The 19676-nt window shown below is 73.4% G+C and carries 18 protein-coding genes, 1 tRNA gene and 1 riboswitch; of the genes, 5 read left to right on the forward strand and 14 right to left on the reverse strand.

Going from position 1 to position 19676, the window contains the following annotated elements; all coding sequences use genetic code 11:
• Nucleotides 1-36 precede the first annotated feature (36 nt).
• Nucleotides 37-1242 carry a DUF4032 domain-containing protein gene (locus R2740_RS00445; protein WP_371300695.1) on the reverse strand — a complete coding sequence of 402 codons (1206 nt, stop codon included), beginning with the start codon at nucleotides 1240-1242 and terminating at the stop codon, nucleotides 37-39.
• 127 nt (nucleotides 1243-1369) lie between these two features.
• Here R2740_RS00445 and R2740_RS00450 point away from each other — a divergent pair, with 127 nt between their 5' ends.
• A complete protein-coding gene (locus R2740_RS00450; protein WP_371300696.1) occupies nucleotides 1370-2329 on the forward strand; it encodes an ABC transporter ATP-binding protein in 960 nt (319 codons plus the stop codon).
• A complete protein-coding gene (locus R2740_RS00455; RefSeq protein ID WP_371300697.1) occupies nucleotides 2329-3351 on the forward strand; it encodes a hypothetical protein in 1023 nt (340 codons plus the stop codon). Before R2740_RS00450 ends, R2740_RS00455 begins: the two co-directional genes overlap by 1 nt.
• Before the next feature lie 3 nt (nucleotides 3352-3354).
• On the opposite strand, the gene malQ is transcribed toward R2740_RS00455, so the two are convergent.
• Both malQ and R2740_RS00465 read right to left on the reverse strand, forming a co-directional pair.
• Nucleotides 3355-5493: a 4-alpha-glucanotransferase gene (gene malQ / locus R2740_RS00460; RefSeq protein WP_371300698.1), complete on the reverse strand. Its 2139-nt coding sequence runs from the start codon at nucleotides 5491-5493 to the stop codon at nucleotides 3355-3357.
• A gap of 49 nt (nucleotides 5494-5542) precedes the next feature.
• Entirely contained in the window at nucleotides 5543-5740 is a 198-nt protein-coding gene (locus R2740_RS00465; RefSeq protein ID WP_371300699.1) for a hypothetical protein, read from the reverse strand.
• Nucleotides 5741-5925: 185 nt separating this feature from the next.
• Here R2740_RS00465 and R2740_RS00470 point away from each other — a divergent pair.
• Nucleotides 5926-5997: transfer RNA gene (locus R2740_RS00470), tRNA-Thr, on the forward strand.
• Here R2740_RS00470 and R2740_RS00475 read toward each other — a convergent pair.
• The 10 genes from R2740_RS00475 to R2740_RS00520 form a co-directional block, all read right to left on the reverse strand.
• Nucleotides 5974-7149: a hypothetical protein gene (locus R2740_RS00475; RefSeq protein WP_371300700.1), complete on the reverse strand. Its 1176-nt coding sequence runs from the start codon at nucleotides 7147-7149 to the stop codon at nucleotides 5974-5976. The two genes, R2740_RS00470 and R2740_RS00475, sit on opposite strands and share 24 nt — an antisense overlap.
• On the reverse strand, nucleotides 7146-7946 hold the full coding sequence (locus R2740_RS00480) for a hypothetical protein (RefSeq protein ID WP_371300701.1): 801 nt from the start codon (nucleotides 7944-7946) through the stop codon (nucleotides 7146-7148). Before R2740_RS00480 ends, R2740_RS00475 begins: the two co-directional genes overlap by 4 nt.
• A 69-nt stretch (nucleotides 7947-8015) precedes the next feature.
• Nucleotides 8016-8867 (reverse strand): pyridoxal kinase PdxY, encoded by an 852-nt coding sequence (gene pdxY, locus R2740_RS00485; RefSeq protein ID WP_371300702.1) that lies wholly within the window; start codon nucleotides 8865-8867, stop codon nucleotides 8016-8018.
• 33 nt (nucleotides 8868-8900) lie between these two features.
• Nucleotides 8901-9911 carry a glycosyl hydrolase family 18 protein gene (locus R2740_RS00490; protein ID WP_371300703.1) on the reverse strand — a complete coding sequence of 337 codons (1011 nt, stop codon included), beginning with the start codon at nucleotides 9909-9911 and terminating at the stop codon, nucleotides 8901-8903.
• Nucleotides 9912-9960: 49 nt separating this feature from the next.
• Entirely contained in the window at nucleotides 9961-10740 is a 780-nt protein-coding gene (locus R2740_RS00495; RefSeq protein WP_371300704.1) for a dioxygenase, read from the reverse strand.
• Nucleotides 10741-10836: 96 nt separating this feature from the next.
• Nucleotides 10837-11526: a uracil-DNA glycosylase gene (locus tag R2740_RS00500; RefSeq protein WP_371300705.1), complete on the reverse strand. Its 690-nt coding sequence runs from the start codon at nucleotides 11524-11526 to the stop codon at nucleotides 10837-10839.
• Nucleotides 11523-12959 (reverse strand): aspartate aminotransferase family protein, encoded by a 1437-nt coding sequence (locus tag R2740_RS00505; protein ID WP_371300706.1) that lies wholly within the window; start codon nucleotides 12957-12959, stop codon nucleotides 11523-11525. The genes R2740_RS00500 and R2740_RS00505 overlap by 4 nt, the downstream gene beginning before the upstream one ends.
• Nucleotides 12960-12963: 4 nt before the next feature.
• Complete coding sequence (locus tag R2740_RS00510) at nucleotides 12964-14310, reverse strand: MFS transporter (protein WP_371300707.1); 1347 nt, start codon at nucleotides 14308-14310, stop codon at nucleotides 12964-12966.
• 248 nt (nucleotides 14311-14558) lie between these two features.
• Nucleotides 14559-15989 (reverse strand): alpha/beta fold hydrolase, encoded by a 1431-nt coding sequence (locus tag R2740_RS00515; protein WP_371300708.1) that lies wholly within the window; start codon nucleotides 15987-15989, stop codon nucleotides 14559-14561.
• A 118-nt stretch (nucleotides 15990-16107) separates the two neighbouring features.
• Nucleotides 16108-17547, reverse strand: coding sequence for a trehalose-6-phosphate synthase (locus R2740_RS00520; protein ID WP_371300709.1), 1440 nt, complete (start codon nucleotides 17545-17547; stop codon nucleotides 16108-16110).
• 130 nt (nucleotides 17548-17677) lie between these two features.
• Here R2740_RS00520 and R2740_RS00525 point away from each other — a divergent pair, with 130 nt between their 5' ends.
• Both R2740_RS00525 and R2740_RS00530 read left to right on the forward strand, forming a co-directional pair.
• The gene (locus tag R2740_RS00525) at nucleotides 17678-17971 is read left to right on the forward strand and encodes a DUF3263 domain-containing protein (protein WP_371300710.1); all 294 of its coding nucleotides are present in this window, start codon (nucleotides 17678-17680) and stop codon (nucleotides 17969-17971) included.
• 26 nt (nucleotides 17972-17997) lie between these two features.
• A complete protein-coding gene (locus R2740_RS00530) occupies nucleotides 17998-18486 on the forward strand; it encodes a LytR C-terminal domain-containing protein (protein WP_371300711.1) in 489 nt (162 codons plus the stop codon).
• Between the two features lie 68 nt (nucleotides 18487-18554).
• Here R2740_RS00530 and otsB read toward each other — a convergent pair whose 3' ends face one another.
• Nucleotides 18555-19424 carry a trehalose-phosphatase gene (gene otsB / locus R2740_RS00535; protein ID WP_371300712.1) on the reverse strand — a complete coding sequence of 290 codons (870 nt, stop codon included), beginning with the start codon at nucleotides 19422-19424 and terminating at the stop codon, nucleotides 18555-18557.
• Nucleotides 19425-19531: 107 nt separating this feature from the next.
• Nucleotides 19532-19671: riboswitch (SAM riboswitch) on the forward strand.
• The last annotated feature ends 5 nt before the right edge of the window (nucleotides 19672-19676 follow it).

Here is a 19676-nt window from a genome sequence, read left to right on the forward strand (position 1 = left end):
TCGACATCTCGTGGCGCCATCTCCGACATGTCGTGCTCACTCGGCGATGGCCTCCTCGGGCTTCTGGGTGAGCACCGTGTCGATGTAGTCGCGTGCGGTGTCGAAGATGTCGACCTCCCGGCCGGCCTGCTCGGAGAGGTACCACCGGTGCACCAGGACCTCGTGGTAGAACTCGGCCGGCTCCAACCGGCCGCGGAGCTCGGCGGGGATCATCATCGTCACGGGCTCGTAGAACTCCGCCATCCAGCGCGCCGCGACCAGCGCGCGGTCCTCGCGCCCGAGGTCGGCGGAGGCGGTGAAGCCGGCGAGGTCGTTGAGCAGCCGGCGGGCCTGGTTGTCCTCGACGGTCATGCCGGTGAGGTCGCGCAGCTCGCGCTGGTGGTGCCCCAGCTCCACCACCCGGGGGCGGATCACCAGCCGGTCGCCGTCGAGGTCGGTCACGATGTCGAGCTCGTCGACGTCGAAGCCCAGCTCGTTGAGACGCTCGATGCGCTCCTCGATCCGCCACATCTCGTTGGCCGAGAACTGCTCCTCGTCGGTGAGCTCGGCCCACAGTGCCTGGTAGCGCCCCACCAGCAGGTCCACGATCTGGTGCGCCTCGACCTCGGCGTAGACCTCCTCGTCGGAGGCCTGGAGGTCGAGCAGCTCGGCGAAGATGTTCTCCGAGCCCACGGTGACGTCGTGCTCGCGCATCTCCGCCGACAGCGCCGGCCGCAGCTCGCCGGTCTCGGCGTCGACGAGATAGGCGGTGAACGCGCCGGCATCGCGGCGGAAGAGGACGTTGGAGAGCGACACGTCGCCCCAGAAGAACCCGGCGAGGTGCAGCCGCACCAGCAGCACCACCATCGCGTCGACCAGGGACGGCAGGTGCTCGACGCGCACGCCGTGACTGAACAGGCTGCGGTAGGGCAGCGAGAAGCGGAGGTGACGGGTCACCAGCGCGGAGGGCAGCGGCTCCTTGTCGGCGTCGACGCGTCCGGTCACCACCGCCTGCGGCACCACCGCGGGCAGCCCGATCCGCTGGAGGTCGCGGAGCAGGCGGTACTCCCGCCAGGCCATCTCCTCCTGCGTCTCCTTCACGGCATAGACCTGGTCGCGCAGCCGCACGATCCGCACCGTGTGCCGAGACAGGCCGCGGGGGAGCGGCACGAGCAGCTGCTCGTCCCAGTCCTCCAGCGGCGTCGACCAGGGCAGGGTGACGATGGCCGGGTCCGGCCGGCTCGCCGCGATGCGCAGGGCCATGCCGCAGAGCCTACGCACTCCGGCGACCCCCTCCGGCGGCGCGTCGTACGCCGGAGCGCGCGGCGCGGGCCGACAATGACCGACACCGGCGAGCGTCATGGCGACGCTCTCGACGTCAGGGGGACACGTGTCGGAGCTGGTCATCGAGACCCGGGGGCTGCTCAAGGAGTTCCGGAGTCTCCGCAAGGGCAACAAGGTCGCCGTGAAGGACCTCGACCTGCGTGTGCCGGCGGGGGGCGTGCACGGCTTCCTCGGCCCCAACGGGTCGGGCAAGACCACCACGATCCGGATGCTGCTGGGCCTGGCCTCGGCCACCGGGGGCGAGATGCGGCTCTTCGACGAACCGGTGCCGCGGCACCTGCCGAAGGTCATCGACAAGGTCGGAGCCGTCGTCGAGATGCCCAAGTTCCTGCCCAACTTCACCGGGCGGCAGAACCTCCGCATGCTCGCCGACACGATCGGCGCGCCGGCCGCCGTGATCGACGCGGCCCTGGAGACGGTCGGCCTCACCGGTCGCGACCAGGACCGCTACAAGGGCTACAGCCTCGGCATGAAACAGAGGCTCGCGATCGCGGCCACCCTGCTGAAGCAGCCCAGCCTGCTGATCCTCGACGAGCCCACCAACGGCCTCGACCCCGCCGGGATCAGGGAGATCCGCGAGATGATCCGGTCGCTCGGCGACTCCGGGGTCACGGTGCTGCTGAGCTCACACATCCTGGCCGAGGTGCAGCAGGTGTGCACCTCGGCGACGATCATCGGCAACGGGCGGATGCTGGCCTCGGGCACGGTCGACGAGCTGCTTGAGGGTCCCGGGGGCGTCCGGATCGTCGTCGACCCGGCCCAGCTCGAGGCCGCGCGCACCGCCCTGACCGCCGCGGGCGTCGAGGTCGAGACGAGCGAGGGCGCCCTTCTCGCGACCGGCGACCGGCCACCGCAGGAGCTCAACCGGCTGCTCGGCGAGTCCGGTGTCTGGGCCTCCGAGATCGGGATCGAGCGCCAGAACCTCGAGTCGTTCTTCCTCCGGCTCACCGAAGGCGACGCGATGGGCTCCGCGGCGCCGGCGACTCCGGGGCCGGGTGAGCGGTGATGGGGGACCTGCTCAGGCTGACGCGCACCGAGCTGCGGCGGCTGCGGTGGCGGCGCGCGGTGCTGCTGCTGGTCGCTGCCGCGATCGTGATCCCGGGGCTGGTCTGGGCGACGTCGGTGTGGAGCACCAGGCCCTACTCCGACGCCGAGATCCAGCGGGCCCGCGAGCAGGCGCTGAGCCAGCCGGGGTTCGAGCGCGACGTGGCCCGCTGTGAGCGCCATCCGCACCGCTACGGCGCCGACTCGGCGGCCGACTGCGAGGAGCAGATGGTCACCAGCTGGTCCGGGCTCTACCGCCAGCGCCTGTCGGTCGCGCGTGAGGTCCGCGGCAACGGACCGGGCGTCGTGGTCACGGTGGCCGTGCTGATGCTGCTGGCCGGGGCCACGTTCGCCGGAGCCGACTGGGCGAGCGGCTCGATGAGCAACCAGCTCCTCTTCGACCCGCGCCGGACCGCCGTCTGGGTGGCCAAGGCCGTCGCGGTGGGCCTCGGCGCCACCGTGGTGGCGCTGGTGTCGCAGCTGCTCTACTGGGCCGGCATCTATCTCGTCGCCGCCCAGCGGGGCATCGACCCGCCCGCCGCGCTCCGCGACGACGTCGCCTGGCTGATCGCGCGTGGCAGCTTCGTCGTGGCCCTCGCCGCCGTGGGCGGGTTCGCCCTGACGATGCTCTTCCGCAGCACGGTCGCCACGTTGGGGCTGCTCTTCGCCGTGGCCGTGGCGGGCACCTTCGCCGTCGCCGTGCTCCCGCTGGGCGGCAACAACGAGCGCTACATGGTCCATGCCAACGTCAACGCGGTCGTCTCCGGTCAGCACGTCTACTGGAGGGAGCCGCCGGAGGAGTGCTTCGACCGTCGTACGGGCGGGCCGGTCCGGCTGGACGGTGAGTCCGCCCGGGCCTTCGACGAACGCTGCAGCGGGCGGCAGGTGCTGTCCGTCTGGGGAGGGCTGGGCTACCTCGCGGTGCCGACACTGCTCGGGCTGGGCCTCAGCATCGGGTCGTTCCGGCGTCGCGACGTGCCCTAGGTGCTACGGCCGCAGCCGGGCGGCCAGGCTGCGGGCGCGCTCGTTGTCGGGCAGGTCCTCCAGCAGCACCGGGGCGCCGTCGGGCCCGGTCAGCGGGATGCACCAGTTGGGGTACTCGCGGTGGGTCCCCGGCTGGTTCTGGGTACGCCGGTCGCCGACGAGGTCGGGTACCGCCACGCCGAGCAGGCGTGAGGGGGCGAGGGTCAGCAGCTCGTGGAGCGCCTCGACCGTCCGCTGCTCGCCGGCGCCCTCGGGCAGCAGGCCGCGATCACGCGCCATCGCGAGGAACGCCCCTTGCTCCTGCTCCGCCACCGCGAGCTCCTCCTCGACGGAGCGGGTGAGCAGGCCCAGCCGCTCGCGGAGGCCGACGTGCTCCTGGGCGAGGTAGCCGGCGGTCGGGGGCAGGTCGTGGGTGGTGACCGAGGCCAGGCAGAGCTCGCGGTAGGTCTCCGGTGCCTTGGGCGCGCCGTCCTCCCACTCGAACCAGAGGATGGAGGTGCCGAGCACGCCGCGCTCGCGGAGGTAGTCGCGGACGAACGGCTCGACCACGCCCAGGTCCTCGCCGACGACGAAGGCGCCGGCGCGCTGCGCCTCGAGCAGCAGGATCGACACCATCGCCTCGTGGTCGTAGCGCAGATAGGCGCCCTGGCTGGGTGGGTTGCCGGCCGGGATGCACCACAGCCGGAACAGCCCCATCACGTGGTCGATGCGCAGCCCGCCGGCGTGCCGGAAGGCGGTGCGCAACATGTCGCGGTACGGCGCGTAGCCGAGCTCGGCGAGCCGGTCGGGGCGCCACGGGGGCTGCGACCAGTCCTGGCCGATCTGGTTGAACGCGTCGGGCGGCGCGCCGACGGTGACGCCGGTGGCCAGGGCGTCGCCGAGGGTCCAGGTCTCCGCGCCGGAGGGATGCACGCCGACGGCGAGGTCGGTGACCAGCCCGACCGACATCCCCGCCGCGCGGGCCCGCGCCTGCGCCGCGCGGAGCTGGTCGTCGGCCACCCACTGCAGCCACGAGAAGAAGTCGACCCGGTCGGCCAGGTCCTCGGCGAGCTCGGCCACCGCGGGCGAGCCCGGGTCGCGTGCCCATGCCGGCCAGGGAACTCCCGGTCCGTCCGCCTCGGTGAACAGCTCCGACAGCGCGCACCACAGCGCGAACTGCCGCAGCGGCTCGCCCTGCTCGGCCACGAACGCGTCGAGCCGCTCCTGGCGGGCGGCGCTGCGGGGAGCGGCATGCACCAGCTCGAGAGCGTCGAGCTTGGCCCGCCAGGCGGCGTCACGGTCAATGAGGCCCTCGGCGCCGGCGGCGCGGGCGTCCTCCGCCAGCCGCTCGACGATCACCTGGGGTGTGGTGGCCAGGCTCTTGGCCTCCGGGACCTCCTCCACCCGGACGTAGAGGGGGTTGAGGAAGCGCCGCGAGGTGGGGAGGTAGGGCGACGGCTCCAACGGCGGCACCGGCTCGCCCGCGTGCAGCGGGTTGACCAGGACGAACTCCGCCCCGAGGGAGGCGCCCCAGTCGGCCAGCGTGGCCAGGTCGGCGAAGTCGCCGACCCCCCAGGAGGCCCGCGAGCGGGCGGCGTACAGCTGGGCCATCAGGCCCCAGACCTGCCGGTCGAGCGCGGGCGGAAGCTCGAGACGGGCGGGCGCGACCACCAGCAGGGCGTCACTCTCGGCACCTCCCTCGGCGACCAGCCGGTGGTAGCCGGCGGGCAGGTCGGCCGGGAGCTCGAATCGCGCCTGTCCGACGAGCCCGCCGTCGAGGTCGCGGGGCGCCACGTTGTGCTCGGCCTGGGCGGCGTCGACGAGGGACCCGTCCTCGGTGCGCACCCGCAGCCGCACCGGAGAGCCGTGCGGCACGTGGACCAGCACCGAGCCGGGGGCGCCCTCGGTCATCACCACGACCGGGGGCAGGGTCTGTCGCCAGGGCCGCTCGTCGATCTCGCGGAGCGCGGCCGCCACGCCGTCCGCGGAGGAGGCGTCGACCCCGAACGCCGCGAGCACCGCCTGCACCGTCGCGACGCTCACGGTGGTGTGCTGACCCTGCCAGTCCCAGTAGTCCGTGCCCACGCCGTAGCGCTGGGCGAGCTCCTGCAGTGCCGGCCACGAGCTCACGTCGGCGGCGGCGCCGTCTCCGGGATGGTCCATGCGGGCCAGTCTCTCGCGAGAGGCGGGTGCAGGGCACGTCCGGGCCCGATCAGCGCTGCGGGCGCCGTTCGCGGTGGCGCGTCGGCGCCTCCTCCGAGCTGGCCGGCTCCGCTCCCCGGGGCGTCTCCGAGGGACGGCGCTGCGCCGGCACCTCCGGTGGCGAGTCCTCGCGCGAGGACCGTCGGGCGCGCTGTCGTGGCGTGAGCCCGGCTCCCACCAGGGAGGCCAGGGCGAGCGGGATCTTCATGAGGTGTCTCCCTTCCGGGCCGACCCCTGCGGTCGACCGGGACACCACCAGACCCGGAGCACCTCAGCGTGGCGTCAGAACGGCGCCCCTGCGCCCGGCAGATCGCGTCGCCGCTGCGCCACCCGGGCGCCGCGCGGCTACCATGGGTCGCCGCTCGTGGGCGCCGTCGCGGCGCGCGGGCGCAGGCCGCGTTAGCTCAGTGGTAGAGCACCCGCCTTGTAAGCGGACGGTCGTCAGTTCGATCCTGACACGCGGCTCGGCTCGTCGTCGGGGTCGTCGTCGGTCCGCTCGTCCGGCTCGACCGGCAGCCGCAGCACGGCGTCCTGATGGGCGTAGACCAGGGCGAGGGCGTACCACGGGGCGATCAGCGCGGCCACCACGCCCGGGATCGCGTTGACCAGCACGAACGGGAGCTGGAACAGCGCCAGCAGCAGCACCCCGACGAACCCGCCGACCACCGAGCCGATCAGCCCACCGAACGCCAGCAGCGCGATGTTCTTCATCTTCTGGGTGTTGACCAGGCGGGCGCTGCGGCGCAGCGCCGCGGCGCCCGAGAGGTCCTCGAGGACCACGACCGGCACGAACAGCGAGACCGCGACCAGCAGGACCAGGGCCAGCGGTGCGAGGATCAACGTGAAGACCAGGACCACCCCGAGCGACATCGCCAGCAGGCCGGTCCACAGGGCGACGGGGTACTTCGAGGCGGCGGCGCGGTAGGTCGAGGCCGCCGTCACCGTGCGCCCCTCGGCACGGTCGACCATGGTCTGCACACAGGCGGTCGTCGCCAACAGTGCGACGGCGCCCTGGAGCACCGGCGCCAGCAGCGCGACCGCCGCGGACCAGCCGGTGGCCGGCGGTGGGGTGCTGCTGGTGAGGGCACCGCCGCCGATCGCCTGCTGGAGCAGGGAGAGCGCGAGCGCCACGGTGGCGCCGAGCGCCCCGATGCCGAGATAGAGCAGCAGCCGGGAGCGGTAGGCCTCCCAGGCGTCGGACAGGATCTGGCCGAAGGTGCGCTGCCGGGCGAGCGGGAACGCCCGCGTGGAGCCCCACGACGTACGCCGGACCAGCCACAGCACCAGCCCCAGCAGCACGACCAGCACCGCGAGCACCGGCACGGGGTTGTTGGAGAAGCGCAGGAAGATCACCGACCCGCGCTCCACGACCGAGCAGAACGCGTCGGTGGTCTTGACGCCGTAGACCTCGCCGGCCGGGACCTGATAGCTGATCTCGTTGCGCCGCTCGGTGGCCGTGAACGGCTCGGTCCAGCGCTCCTTGGCGCTGGGGCCGCTGGGACCGGAGTAGAACGCCGGCGACAGCCTCTCGCCCCACTGCCCCTGGTAGGCGATCCAGGGGAACTCCCGCTCGGCCTGGACGGGGTCGCTCGGGATGACGACGACCTCGGGACTCACGCCGGGCGCCGCGTCCAACGTGGAGTCGCAGCCCAGCCCCTGGCTGCTCGAGCGCAGCAGGAACAGCCCCGAGTCGTAGTGGTTGGAGTGCGATCCGGCGGAGGCGAAGACCTCGGGGTGGGTCCGTCGTCGAGCTTGAGCTTGGGGTCGTCCCAGGCCGCCTCCTCGCCGGCCTCGTGCTGGCTGTAGAGCACGGTCACCGGCTCGGTCTCCAGCGCCTCGGCGACGGTGCCCACGTCCCACTCGAGCTGGACGGTCTCCCAGTCGCTCTCGTGCTTGTTGTTGAAGTCGTTGAAGGGGTAGTAGAGCCAGTACTCCAGTGCCAGCTGGTCCGGCCTGCCCTCCTCGGTCGCCACGTGGGCGTAGACCGTCGTGGGCTGGTCGCCCCAGACCCGGTCGAACCACTCCTCGTAGCCGCAGCCGGGGTCCAGCGGCGTGCCCGGGAGGTCGAGCGCGTAGCCGTCGAGGCTGGTCGAGAGGTCGTCGGCGCTCGGGCCCACCTCGACCAGGTTGTCCTGTGCCCACGGTCCGCGCAGCGCCACGCCCGGGTTGTCGAACAGCGGGTCGACCGACACCGGGCGGTAGGGCTCGCCGGGTCCACACGCCTCGGCCTGCGGCACCAGGCGGACCATCGGCGCATAGCGCTCGGCCAGGGTCTGCTCGTCGGTGTCGGCGGCGTGCGCAGGGGTCGGCACGAGTGAGAGCACACCGGCCACGACGGCCAGGGCCGCGGCGACCCGAACGATCCGGCTGGCCGGGCGGGCGGGGCGACGGACGGAGGCTGAGGGTGCGGTCACGGGGTCCTTCCGAGGCGGCGGGCGCGATCAGGCTAGCCGGGTCGGCCGGTGGCTGGGGAGACGTGCCCGTCAGCGGACCCGGCGGACCTCGAACTCGCAGGCGGGGTCGGCGATGGCGTCCTGCGCCGCGACCAGGCGCAGCTCCCGCTCGCCGCTGGCCAGGGTGGCTGCGAGGACGGCGTAGACCGAGGACATGGTGCGGGCCAGCGCGTCCGCCGGCGAGCCGGACTCGTGCAGGTGGGCGGTGAACAGCGCCGCGGTGAGGTCGCCGGAGCCGTTGGCCTTCATCGGCAGCAGCGGGCTCTGCGCGATCCAGGCGCCGTCGTCGGTCACCGCCAGCATCTCGATGGTGTCGGCAGGCCGGTCGGGACGGGCGACCGAGGTGACCAGGATGGTCCGCGGCCCACGCTCACGGAGCAGGTCGGCGGCGGCCAGCACCTCGTCGAGGGTCTCCGGCTCGGTGTCGGTGAGGAAGCCCAGCTCGAACTGGTTGGGGGTGACCACGTCGGCCGCCGGGATCACCCGCTCGCGGATCACCGGCGGGATCGCGGGGTCGACGAAGCAGCCCGAGGTCGCGTTGCCCATCACCGGGTCGCAGGTGTACGTCGCCTCCGGGTTGGCCGCCTTGACCCGGGCGACGGCGTCGAGGATGACGTCGGCGATCGCCGGACCGCCCTGGTAGCCCGACAGCACCGCGTCGCAGGTCGCCAGCACGCCGCGGTCCTCGATCCCGGCCACGACCGCCCGCACGTCGCCGGGCGCGATCAGCGGCCCCTGCCAGGCGCCGTAGCCGGTGTGGTTGGAGAAGTTGACCGTGAGCACCGGCCAGACCTCGTGACCCAGGCGCTGGAGGGGGAAGACCGCGGCGGAGTTGCCGACATGACCGTAGGCGACGTGGGACTGGATGGAGAGGACGCGCACCGGGCCATCCTGGCAGGGGCCGTGCCCCAGACCTCAGGGGAGCGGGTCGGCGGTGCCGAGCACCCACAGGGCTACCCCGTGGACCCGGAGGTCGCGGGCCACGGCGAGGCGGCGTCGGTAGGACCGCGCGTCGGACCACCACATCACGGTCCCGTCGGAGAGCTCGGTGCTCCACTCGCCGATCTTCGGGTGCCACACCGCGGTGGCGCCGTCGGCCTCCACCATCGCTCGGGCCCGTCGGGGGCTGACGGTGTGGCCGGTGCCGGAGGTCGGCCAGGTGTAGCCGTAGCCGGCGATGCCCAGGTCGACGCGCGCCCGGGGGACCCGGCCGAGGAGCACCTTCATCGTGCGCCGCTGCCAGGGGATCGCACCGATCGGACCGGGGCCGCTCCACCCCGGGCCGTGCTGGTCGTAGGTCATCAGCACCATCCGGTCGACGTGCCGGGCCAGCCGGCGCAGGTCGAACCCGGCGTCGCGGTACTGCCGGATGCTGGTGCGCGCCCCGAGGTCCATGGACAGCTCGACCCGGCGCGGCAGCGCGGCCCGCAGCTCGCGCACGAACGCCACCAGGCCGTCGCGGTCGCGGCGTCGCATCGCCTCCAGGTCGACGGTGACGCCGTCCCACTTCTCCCGGCGAACGGTCCTCACCAGCCGGCGTACGGCGGCCCCGCGATGCGCCTTGCTGCCGAGCAGCCTGCTCACCCGGACCGGGTCGAAGTCGCCCAGGCTGCCGGCGTAGTTGTTGACGAGCAGCTCGGCCCGCAGGCCGCGGCGGTGGGCCAGTCGCTTCAGCCGGCGCAGCGCGGCGTTGGACGAGGTGACTCCGGACCCGTCTGCCTTCACCGACAGCCCGTCGGCGCCGACGATGTCGAGCGCATGTCGGTCGCGGCGCAGCACGCTCGCCTTCAGGCCGGGCAGGGCATAGCCGGTGACCACCAGCGGGTGCTTGGCGCGCGCCCGGGCCGGGGGTCCGGCGGCGGCCGGGGCACTGAGCAGCCCGAGGGCGACCAGGGCGGCGAGCAGGACGGCGCAGGCACGACGCATGCGCCCATCATGCCGGGTCGCCGGTGGGCGGCCCGAGGCGATGGATCGGTCAGGCCACCTGGAGCGACCGCTTGGAGAGGCCCATCCAGAACCCGTCGACGACCTGGACCCCCGGCTCGTCGGGCGTGGTGGCCGCGCCCAGGGTCACGAACAGCGGGCTGTAGTGCTCGACGGTGGGGTGGGCGTAGGGCATGCCCGGAGCCTTGGAGCGGTAGGCGGCCAGGGTGTCGATGTCACCGCGGGAGAGCGCGTCGGCCGCCCAGGCGTCGAAGTCGGCCGACCAGCCCGGCACGGCCGCGTCGATCTTCCACTCGGTGAGGAACGGCAGCCCGTGGGTGAGGAAGCCGGACCCGATGATCAGCACGCCCTCGTCGCGGAGCGGGCGCAGCCGCTCGCCGATCGCCATCAGCCGCTGCGGGTCGTGGGTGGGCATCGACATCTGCAGCACGGGGATGTCGGCGCCGGGGTACATCAGCTTCAGGGGCACCCAGGCCCCGTGGTCGAGACCGCGGCTCGTGTGCTGGTGCACCGGCTCGGTGTCGGGCATCAGGCTCGCCACCCGCCGCGCCAGGGCGGTGGCGTCGGGGGTGTCGTAGCGCATCTGGTAGTACCTCGGCGCGAAGCCGCCGAAGTCGTAGACCAGCTCGACGCCCTGCGCGCTCAGCGACAGCGGGGCCGACTCCCAGTGGGCGCTGACGATCAGGATGGCCTTCGGGCGGGGCAGCTCGCCCGCCCAGGCGGCCAGCTGGCCCGACCAGATCGGGTCGTCCAGCAGCGGGGGCGCGCCGTGGCCGATGTAGAGCGCGGGCATCCGGGTCGTGGTGTCCATGGTCATCAGAATAGTTTCACTTTCAACTTTATTCCATCGTGCTCGGCCTCCGGGGCCGCGGGTGGGGCGGCGGCAGTGCGCCGTACGCCGCGGCAGTCAGGCCGGCAGCGACCAGTCAAGCGGCTCGCCTCCCTGGTCGACCAGCAGCTGGTTGACCCGGGAGAACGGGCGGGAGCCGAAGAAGCCACGCGAGGCGGACAGCGGCGAGGGGTGGGCGGACTGCACGCTGGGCACCGCGCCCAGCATCGGGACCAATGACTGCGCGTCGCGGCCCCACAGGATCGCGGCCAGCGGGCCGCCGCGGGCGACCAGCGCCTCGATCGCGCACTGGGTGACGTCCTCCCAGCCTTGGCCGCGGTGCGAGGCCGGAGTGCCGGGGCGCACCGTGAGCACCCTGTTGAGCAGCATCACGCCGCGGTCCGCCCACCCCGTGAGGTCACCGTGCGCGGGCGGCTCGACGTCGAGGTCGTCGTGGAGCTCGCGATAGATGTTGCGCAGCGACCCGGGGAGCGGGCGTACGTCGGGAGCGACGGCGAAGCTGAGCCCGATCGGGTGTCCGGGGGTGGGGTAGGGGTCCTGGCCGACGACCAGCACCCGGACCTCGGCGAGCGGCCGCTGGAAGGCGCGCAGGATCCGGTCGCCGGCGGGCAGGTAGTCCCGGCCGGCGGCCAGCTCCTCGCGCAGGAACACGCCCATCGCGGAGATCCGCTCGTCGACGGGCGCCAGCGCCGCCGCCCAGTCGGATGCGACCAGGCCCTTGTCGGCCAGGCCTGCCAGCGCGCTCACGCGGCGCCGCCCGGTCGCGCGGGTCGGGCCAGCCGGTCCAGGAAGGCCACCAGCAGCGCCTCGCGCATCGCCGGCGAGGCGACGTCGAGCATCGCGTTGACCTCGGCCATCCGCTCCGGCAGCGCGAGCCCGGGGGTGTCGGAGCCGACCAGCCCCGACGCGACGAGCAGCCCGTCGAAGTCGTCGTCGCTCAGCGCGGCGGGGTCGAGGGCCTCGATGAAGGCGACCACCTCGGGGTCGACGGCCACCGGCCCCGCGGCCACCGCGGCGGCCACGGCCTCCCGGAGCGACGCGAGCAGCTCGTCGAGGGGGGCCAGGGTCGCGGCGCTGACGGTGAGGTGCAGGTTGGCTGGGGAGCCGGCGTACGACAGCTGTGGTTGGAGGTACCACCCGCGCAGCTTCATCTCGTCGGCCACCGTGAACGGGTCGCAGGAGCCGTCGGTCACGACGGTGACCAGCGTCGAGTCGGGTGCCGCCAGCACCTCGAGGCCGTCGAGGGCGGCAACCCCGGCCACGATCGCGTCGGTCGCCTCGAACGCCTGGCGAGCCAGGTCGAGGTAGCCCGCCTCGCCCAGCGACTGGACGACCGTCCACGCGCCGGCGAGCGGCCCGCCGGACTTGGTCGACTGCATGGTCGAGTTGATCATCGTGTAGCCCGGCCAGTCGGCGGAGGCGAAGTACTGCGGTCGGCGCAGCGCCGAGGTGCGGTGCAGCAGCAGCGAGGTGCCCTTGGGGGCATAGGCGTACTTGTGCGTGTCGACGGAGATCGACGTGACGCCCTCGACGGCGAAGGTCCACGGCGGGACCTGGCGCCCGAGGCGGGTGGCGAACGGCAGCACCCAGCCGCCGATGCACGCGTCGACGTGGCAGCGGATGCCGCGCGCGGCGGCGACCGCGGCGATCTCGGTCACCGGGTCGACCACGCCGTGGGCGTACGACGGCGCGGAGGCCACCACGAGCACCGTGTCGTCGTCGAGGGCCGCCTCCATCGCGTCGGCGTCGGCGCGGAAGTCGTCGCCGACGGCCACGCTGCGCAGCTCCACGCCGAAGTAGTGCGCCGCCTTGCGGAAGGCCGCGTGGCCGGTGCTCGGCAGCACGATGTTGGGGCGGGTCACCTCGGGGGCGCCGTCGCGGGCCGCCTGGACGGCCAGCAGGCACGACTCGGTGCCCCCGGAGGTGACCGTGCCGACCGCCCCGGGAGGCGCGTCGACCAGCCCGCAGGCGAAGCCGACCAGCTCGTTCTCCATGGAGAGCAGGCTGGGGAAGGCGGTCGGGTCGAGCCCGTTGGCGCCGGCGTACGCCGCGACGGCGTCGCGCGCGAGCGCGTCCAGCTCGGGAAGCCCGGCGTCGTAGACATAGGCCAGCGTCCGCCCGCCGTGGACGGGCAGGTCGCCGGCGCGGAGCTCCTCGAGGCGTGCGGTCACGTCGGTCATGGGCTCACCCTGCCAGGGAGTCGTCGGCGCGGGCGTCGACGGTGCGAGCGTCGAGGGAGTAGCGGCGCAGCCACCACAGGCTGCCCAGCGTGAGCAGGGCTGGGAGCAGCGAGAAGCCGAGCACGATGGCGGTGAGCGCGGAGTCGGGCTGCGCGACGTCGCCGGTGGTGGAGGAGCGGTAGCCCCCGAGCGCCAGCACCACGGCGTACAGCGCCGGCCCGAGGGCGAGGCCGAGGGTCTCGCCGGCCGTCCAGACGCCGGTGTAGACGCCGGCGCGGTTGGCGCCGGTACGCCGGGCGTCGACCGCCGCCGCGTCGGGCAGCATCGCGAGCGGGAAGACCTGGACGCCGGCGTAGCCCACCCCGACCAGGGCCGTCGCCGCGAAGACCACCGCCGGTGGCGCGACCCGCGCCGTGGTGAGCAGCAGCGCCCCAGCGGCGAGGACCAGGCTGGCCAGGACGTAGCCGCGCTTCTTGTCCAGCCGCTCCCCGGCGCGCGCCCACAGCGGCGTCAGCACCAGGGCCGGCCCGACGAAGCAGAGGAACAGGATGGTGCTCGCGCCCTTGTCCTGCAGCACCTGACGGGCGAGGTAGTCGACGCCCGCGAGCATGCTGCCGGTCGCGAGGGCCTGGATCACGAACGTCGTCAGCAGGTGCCGGAAGTCCCGCGCGGTCGCCACGATCCGCAGCTGGTCGCGCAGGCTGCCCGGGCCGGGCTCGACGGCGCCGACGGGTGCGCTGCGGGTGCCGCGGTAGGCCGAGACCACCCCGACCAGGATCAGCGCGGCCATGGCCACGCCCATCGCCCGGTAGCCGGCCCGCCCGCCGACCGCGTCGCGGATCAGCGGCGCCGTCGCGCCGGCCAGCATGATCGTCAGCGCCAGCAGCGCGACCCGCCAGGTCATCAGCCGGGTGCGCTCGTCGTAGGAGTCGGTGATCTCGGCAGGCATCGCGACGAAGGGCACCTGGAAGAAGGCGTACGCCGTCGCGGCGGCGAGGAAGAACACCAGCACCCAGGCGGCGTCGGCTCCCTGGGAGCCCGTGGCCGGGCCGGCGAAGATCAGCGCGAACGCGACGGCGAGGCCGAGGCCGGCCCGCAGCAGCCACGGTCGCCGCGGTCCACGCGGGTCGATGGTGCGGTCGCTGATCCGGCCCGCGATCGGGTTGAGGATCACGTCCCAGCCCTTGGGCAGGAACACGATCAGCCCCGCCGCGAGCGACGCGATCCCGAGGCTGTCGGTGAGGAACGGCAGCAGCATCAGGCCCGGCACCGTCCCGAACGCCCCGGTCGCCACCGACCCCGACCCGTAGCCGATCCGCACCCTCCGCGGCAGCGCGCCCTCTCCCGCCATGGCCGCAGGCTATCGACGAGATGCCGGGAATGGTGGTGCGAGATGTCGGGAATGGTCGCGCGAGATGCGGGGAATGGTGGTGCGAGATGTCGGGAATGGTGGCGGGGGGCTTCCCGTGGGGCGATGTCTACTGGTGCGTACGACGCAGTAGGTGCGTCGTACGCACCAGTAGACATCGCTGGGGCGGCGCGCTGCTCCCGGACGTCATCCCACTCGGTCGTCGGAGCGCGCGATCCGGATGACGCTGCTCAGCCGGACAGCGAGCGGGACGACGCGGAGCCGTAGCGGCGGCGCGGGTTGGCGCCGATCGCCGGGGCGTCGGCGGCGGGGGCCTTCTTCGCGGTCGAGGTCCGCTTCGTCGGCGTGCGCGTGCTCTTTGCGGTGGCCTTCTTGGGCGTCGCGGTCTTCGCTGCCGCCTTGGTCGCGGTCTTCTTCGCCGCTGCCTTCTTGCCGGCGGTCTTCTTCGCCGCTGCCTTCTTGCCGGCGGTCTTCCTCGACGCTGCCTTCTTGCCGGCGGTCTTCTTCGCCGCTGCCTTCTTGCCGGCTGCCTTCGCGGTCGGGCGCGTCGACGCCGCCGGGGCCTTGGCCGCGGGCTCGAGCCTGCTCGCCCACTCCCGCACCCACGCGTCGAGCACCGCCCAGGTGCCGGTGCGGGCCGCGCGCCCGGTCAGCATGCCCAGATGACCGCCCGGCACGATCTCGAAGCGCACCTCCCGTGCCGACGCCAACAGGGGTACGACGGCCCGCACCGACGCCACGGGCGCGATGCCGTCGGTGGCGCCGGCGAAGACCAGCACCGGCGCGCTCAGGTCGGCCAGGTCGATGCTGCGGTCACCCAGCCGGAAGGAGCCGCCGGCGAGGGCGTTGCGCTTCACGAACCGGTGGTAGAGCTGGCCGAACGTCCGGCCCGGATAGGCGATCATCTGCGACCGGAACCGGTCGACCGCCTCGAGCTGCGCGAGGTAGTCGGCGTCGTCGAGGTGGGTCGCGATGGCCAGCGGCTTGGTCACGAGCTTCTGCACCGACGCCAGGTTGAAGGCCCACCCGACGACCGGCTTGGGCGCGCCGCCGAGCAGGCGGTACGCCGCGGTGACGGCACCCCAGCCCTCCGGCAGTCCGTCGGAGAGGGTCAGCAGCGGCCGCAGCGGCGCCACGATCGGCACCTCGCTGACGTCGAACGGCGCACCTAGCGAGACGACCGAGGCCAGGGGGAGATCGGGCCGGTCCGCGGCCGTCAGCAGCGCGAAGATCCCGCCCAGCGACCAGCCGACCACGTGGACCGGTCGTCCGCCGGCATGGTCGGAGACCTCCTGGATCGCGGTGGGCACCACCGTGTCGACCCAGTGCTCGATGCCGAGGTTGCGGTCCTTGAACGACACCTCGCCGTACTCCACGACGTACGTCGGGTGCCCGGCGCGCACCAGGTGCTCGACCAGCGAGCAGCCACGCCGCAGGTCGAAGCAGATCGGCGGGGCGGCGAGCGGGGTCACCAGCAGGATCGGGTCCCCGTCGGGGACGGTGCCCGGGGTGGGTCGGTAGTGGTAGACGTCGCGCCTGGGCCCCTCGGCGATCAGCGACCGCGGCATCGGGCGGAGGTCGGCCAGGCCGCCGTACAACGCCTGGTGGGTGAGGTTCTGTGCGGCCGCGATGACCTGACCGGGCTTCGGGACCAGATCCATGCTCCGAATCTAGCGAGGACGCCAGGACGGGGCGGCCCGGGTGCCCTCGGAGCCCCGTCTGCGACGCGTCGGAGCCCCGTCTGCGACGCCTCGCCAACCCGTCTGCGACGCCTCGCGCTCAGAACCGGACGGGCGGGCGCAGGCTCGGGTCGTGCTCGCCGTCGTAGAGCAGCTCCTCGAGGAAGGCGTCGGCCCAGCGCTTGACGTCGTTCTCCATCACCTGACGACGCATCGCGCGCATCCGCCGGTGCTTCTCGCGCGGGCGTGCGGTGGCGGCCTCGACCAGGGTGTCCTTCATCCCGTTGAGGTCGTAGGGGTTGACCAGCCAGGCCTGCCGCAGCTCGTCGGCCGCCCCGGCGAACTCCGACAGCACCAGCGCGCCGTCCTCCTCGAGGCGGCACGCGACGTACTCCTTCGCGACCAGGTTCATGCCGTCGCGGTACGGCGTCACCACCATCACGTCGGCGGCGCGGTAGAGGGCGGCCATCTCCTCGCGGGGGTAGGAGGAGTGCAGGTAGGAGATGGCCGGGTGGCCCAGGCGCCCGTGGTCGCCGTTGATCCGGCCGACCAGGCGGTCGGTCTCGTCGCGGAGCTGGCGGTACTGCTCGACCCGCTCCCGCGACGGGGTCGCGACCTGCACGAACGTCGCGTCCTCGACGTCGAGGCGCTCGTCGCGCAGCAGCTCGCCGAAGGCCCGGAGCCGGGCGTAGATGCCCTTGGTGTAGTCGAGCCGGTCGATGCCGAGGAACACCGTCTTGGGGTCCCCCAGCTGGGTCCGGATCTCGCGGGCCCGGGCCTCGACCGCCGGCGTCCGGGCCAGCTCCTCGAACCCGCGGGCGTCGATCGAGATGGGGAACGGGGCGGCGCGCACGACCCGGCCGTCGGGCAGGTGGACGGTGTCCCGGTGGGTCTTGTGACCGACGCGCTGCCGGACCAGGCGGACGAAGTTGGCCGCTCCGCCGCCGAGCTGGAAGCCGATCAGGTCCGCGCCCAGCAGACCCTCGAGGATCTGCCGGCGCCAGGGGAGCTGCTGGAAGAGCTCGGCCGGCGGGAACGGGATGTGCAGGTAGAAGCCGATCCGCAGGTCGGGCCGCAGCTCGCGGAGCATCTGCGGCACCAGCTGCAGCTGGTAGTCCTGCACCCACACCGCGGCGCCCTCGGCGGCCACCTCCGCGGCCCGCCGCGCGAACCGCTCGTTGACGGCGACGTAGGCGTCCCACCACTCGCGGTGGAACTCGGGCTTGGCGACCAGGTCGTGGTAGAGCGGCCACAGGGTGCCATTGGCGAAGCCCTCGTAGAAGTCCTCGACCTCCTCGGCGCTCAGCGAGATCGGCACCAGCGTCATGCCGTCCTCGACGAACGGCTCGGGGCTCTCCTCGTCGGTGCCGCCGGGCCAGCCGATCCAGGCGCCGTCGTGCGCGCGCATCACCGGTTCCAGCGCCGTCACCAGGCCGCCCGGCGAGCGCCGCCAGCCGATGGAGCCGTCGGTTTCGACGATGCGGTCGACCGGCAGCCGGTTGGCGACGACGACCAGGTCGGCGGTCGTGGGGGCGCTCACGGGGCCACCCTACGGGGGCCGGATCCGCGACTCGCCGGGGCCGAACGGCCGAGCGAATGACAGGGTTGTGATTCGTCGCCTACAGTGGGGGTCGACGTACCCATCATCGCACCACGGGGAGCCCGCCACCATGGACGCCGCGAACGCCCTCACCGGCCCAGCCGTTGACCAGCCGAGCCTGAGCGACCGCGATCGCGACATCCTCGAGTTCGAGCGGCAGTGGTGGAAGTACGCCGGCGCGAAGGAGACCGCGGTCCGCGAGCAGTTCGACATGAGCGCGACCCGCTACTACCAGGTGCTCAACGCCCTGATCGACCGCCCGGAGGCGCTCGAGGCCGACCCGCTGCTGGTCCGGCGGCTCCGGCGGCTGCGGGCCACCCGGCAGCGGCAGCGCTCCGCGCGCCGCCTCGGCTTCGAGATCTGAGCCGCAGCTCGACGGAGGGGGTGGACGTGGCGCCGCAGCGGGGGCGCGGCCTGGCGGCGTTTCCGTCGCCGGTCGTCATGATCAGCATCCTCGCCGTCGCGATGGCGGCGATCGCGTTCGTCGCCACCCGTGGCCAGGGGCCCGGCGAGCGGGAGGTCGCGCTGCCCACCGGCACCGCCCCCTCGGTGACGACGGCCCCGACCATCAAGCCCGACCCGACGAAGCAGCCCACCCTCGACCGCAGCAAGGTGCTCGTCGAGGTCTACAACAACTCCGGCGAGCAGGGGTTGGCCGCGGAGGTCGGCGACCGGGCCGGCGGTCTGGGCTGGCAGGTGGTGTTCGGCACCGACGGCTGGTACGGCACAGTCCCCGCCTCCACGGTCTACTTCCCGGCGCGGCTGCGTGTCCAGGCGCGCCAGCTGGCGCTCGACCTCGGCATCAAGCGGGTGCTGCCCGCCGTCGACCCGATGCGCGGCGACCGGCTGACCGTCATCCTCACCGGCCCCCTGGGCTAGGCCTCCCGCGATAGTCCGCGACGTTCGGCACCGGTCGAGCGGTCTCCGGTGGTGCCGAACGTGGCGGACTATCGGGAGGCGCGGATGTCGGCGGTGAGCCGGCGCAGGAGCTCCAGGACGCCGTCGGGCCCGGGGACCACCTCGTCGGCCAGGTCGCGCAGCGCGCTCTCCTCGTCGGAGGCCGAGCACACGAGGTAGGCCGCCAGTCCCCGTTCCCCGAGGTCGCGGACCGCGGTGAAGGCCTCGAGGTCGCCGAGGTCGTCGCCGGCGAACAGGAAGCCACCGGCGTCGAGCTCCTCGGCGAGCCGGTGCACGGCCACGCCCTTGTCGATACCCGGCGTGCGCACCTCCACGACGTGCCGGCCCGGCTCGGTGATCAGCCCGTGGGCCTCGGCCGACCGGCGTACCGGCTCCAGCAGCCGGGCCTGGGCCGCTCCCGGGTCGGGCAGCCGGCGGGTGTGGATCGCCACGCCGAGCCCCTTCTCCTCCACATGGGCGTCCAGCGCGTCCGCCTGACGCAGCAGCCGGGGCAGGTCGCGCAGGAACGTCGAGAGCCCGTGTGGCGGACGCGGGGTGATCACCCGGCGCTCGGAGGAGGTCCAGCGCTCGTGGCCGTACTGCCCGAGCACGAACAGCTCGCGTCCGTGCCCGCCGATCTCGTCGCCGACCTCGTCGAGCCCACCGAGCGCCAGCGCCTGGCGGGCGGGGCGGCCGGTGATGATCGCCACCGCGCGCACCACCTCGGCCAGGTCGACGAGGACGTCGGGTGCCTCGGGGTGGATGTGGGCGAGCTCGGGGTCCTCGACGATCGGCGACAGGGTGCCGTCCATGTCGAGGCCGACGACGAGCCGGTCGGCGGCCGCCACCAGCGCGTCGTACGCCGTCCGCGAGGGGGCCGCGGTTCCGCGGCCGGATCGGGTGTCCGGTGAGCCGTCCACGCCCTCCATCCCACCACGAGCGGGCGCCGAGGTTCGACCGGGTGCCGGTGTCCACATCGTGGATGGTCGATTCGCATCCTGAGACACGGGGGACGTAGGCTGAGCGCAGCTCATCACGAGGGACTGAGGGAACGGCCCGACGACGTCCCGGCAACCGCCACGAACCTCCCACCGGAAGCCTCCGGCTGGACGTGGAGACGGTGCCAAATCCGGCCCACGACGAAGTCCGCCGTGGGAGAGATGAGGAGGAGG

This window comes from Nocardioides sp. (genome assembly GCF_041393715.1).
In the GTDB taxonomy this organism is placed as follows: Bacteria; Actinomycetota; Actinomycetes; order Propionibacteriales; family Nocardioidaceae; genus Nocardioides.

Bases quoted from the DNA above. Each gene is read 5' to 3' on its own strand.
- R2740_RS00505 (WP_371300706.1), bottom strand. From the start codon at position 12,959: ATGACCGACGTGACCGCACGCCTCGAGGAGCTCCGCGCCGGCGACCTG.
- R2740_RS00495 (WP_371300704.1), bottom strand. From the start codon at position 10,740: ATGGACACCACGACCCGGATGCCCGCGCTCTACATCGGCCACGGCGCG.
- malQ (WP_371300698.1), bottom strand. From the start codon at position 5,493: ATGGACCATCCCGGAGACGGCGCCGCCGCCGACGTGAGCTCGTGGCCG.
- R2740_RS00510 (WP_371300707.1), bottom strand. From the start codon at position 14,310: ATGGCGGGAGAGGGCGCGCTGCCGCGGAGGGTGCGGATCGGCTACGGG.
- R2740_RS00445 (WP_371300695.1), bottom strand. From the start codon at position 1,242: ATGGCCCTGCGCATCGCGGCGAGCCGGCCGGACCCGGCCATCGTCACC.
- R2740_RS00490 (WP_371300703.1), bottom strand. From the start codon at position 9,911: ATGCGTCGTGCCTGCGCCGTCCTGCTCGCCGCCCTGGTCGCCCTCGGG.
- R2740_RS00515 (WP_371300708.1), bottom strand. From the start codon at position 15,989: ATGGATCTGGTCCCGAAGCCCGGTCAGGTCATCGCGGCCGCACAGAAC.
- R2740_RS00465 (WP_371300699.1), bottom strand. From the start codon at position 5,740: ATGAAGATCCCGCTCGCCCTGGCCTCCCTGGTGGGAGCCGGGCTCACG.
- R2740_RS00525 (WP_371300710.1), top strand. From the start codon at position 17,678: ATGGACGCCGCGAACGCCCTCACCGGCCCAGCCGTTGACCAGCCGAGC.
- R2740_RS00455 (WP_371300697.1), top strand. From the start codon at position 2,329: ATGGGGGACCTGCTCAGGCTGACGCGCACCGAGCTGCGGCGGCTGCGG.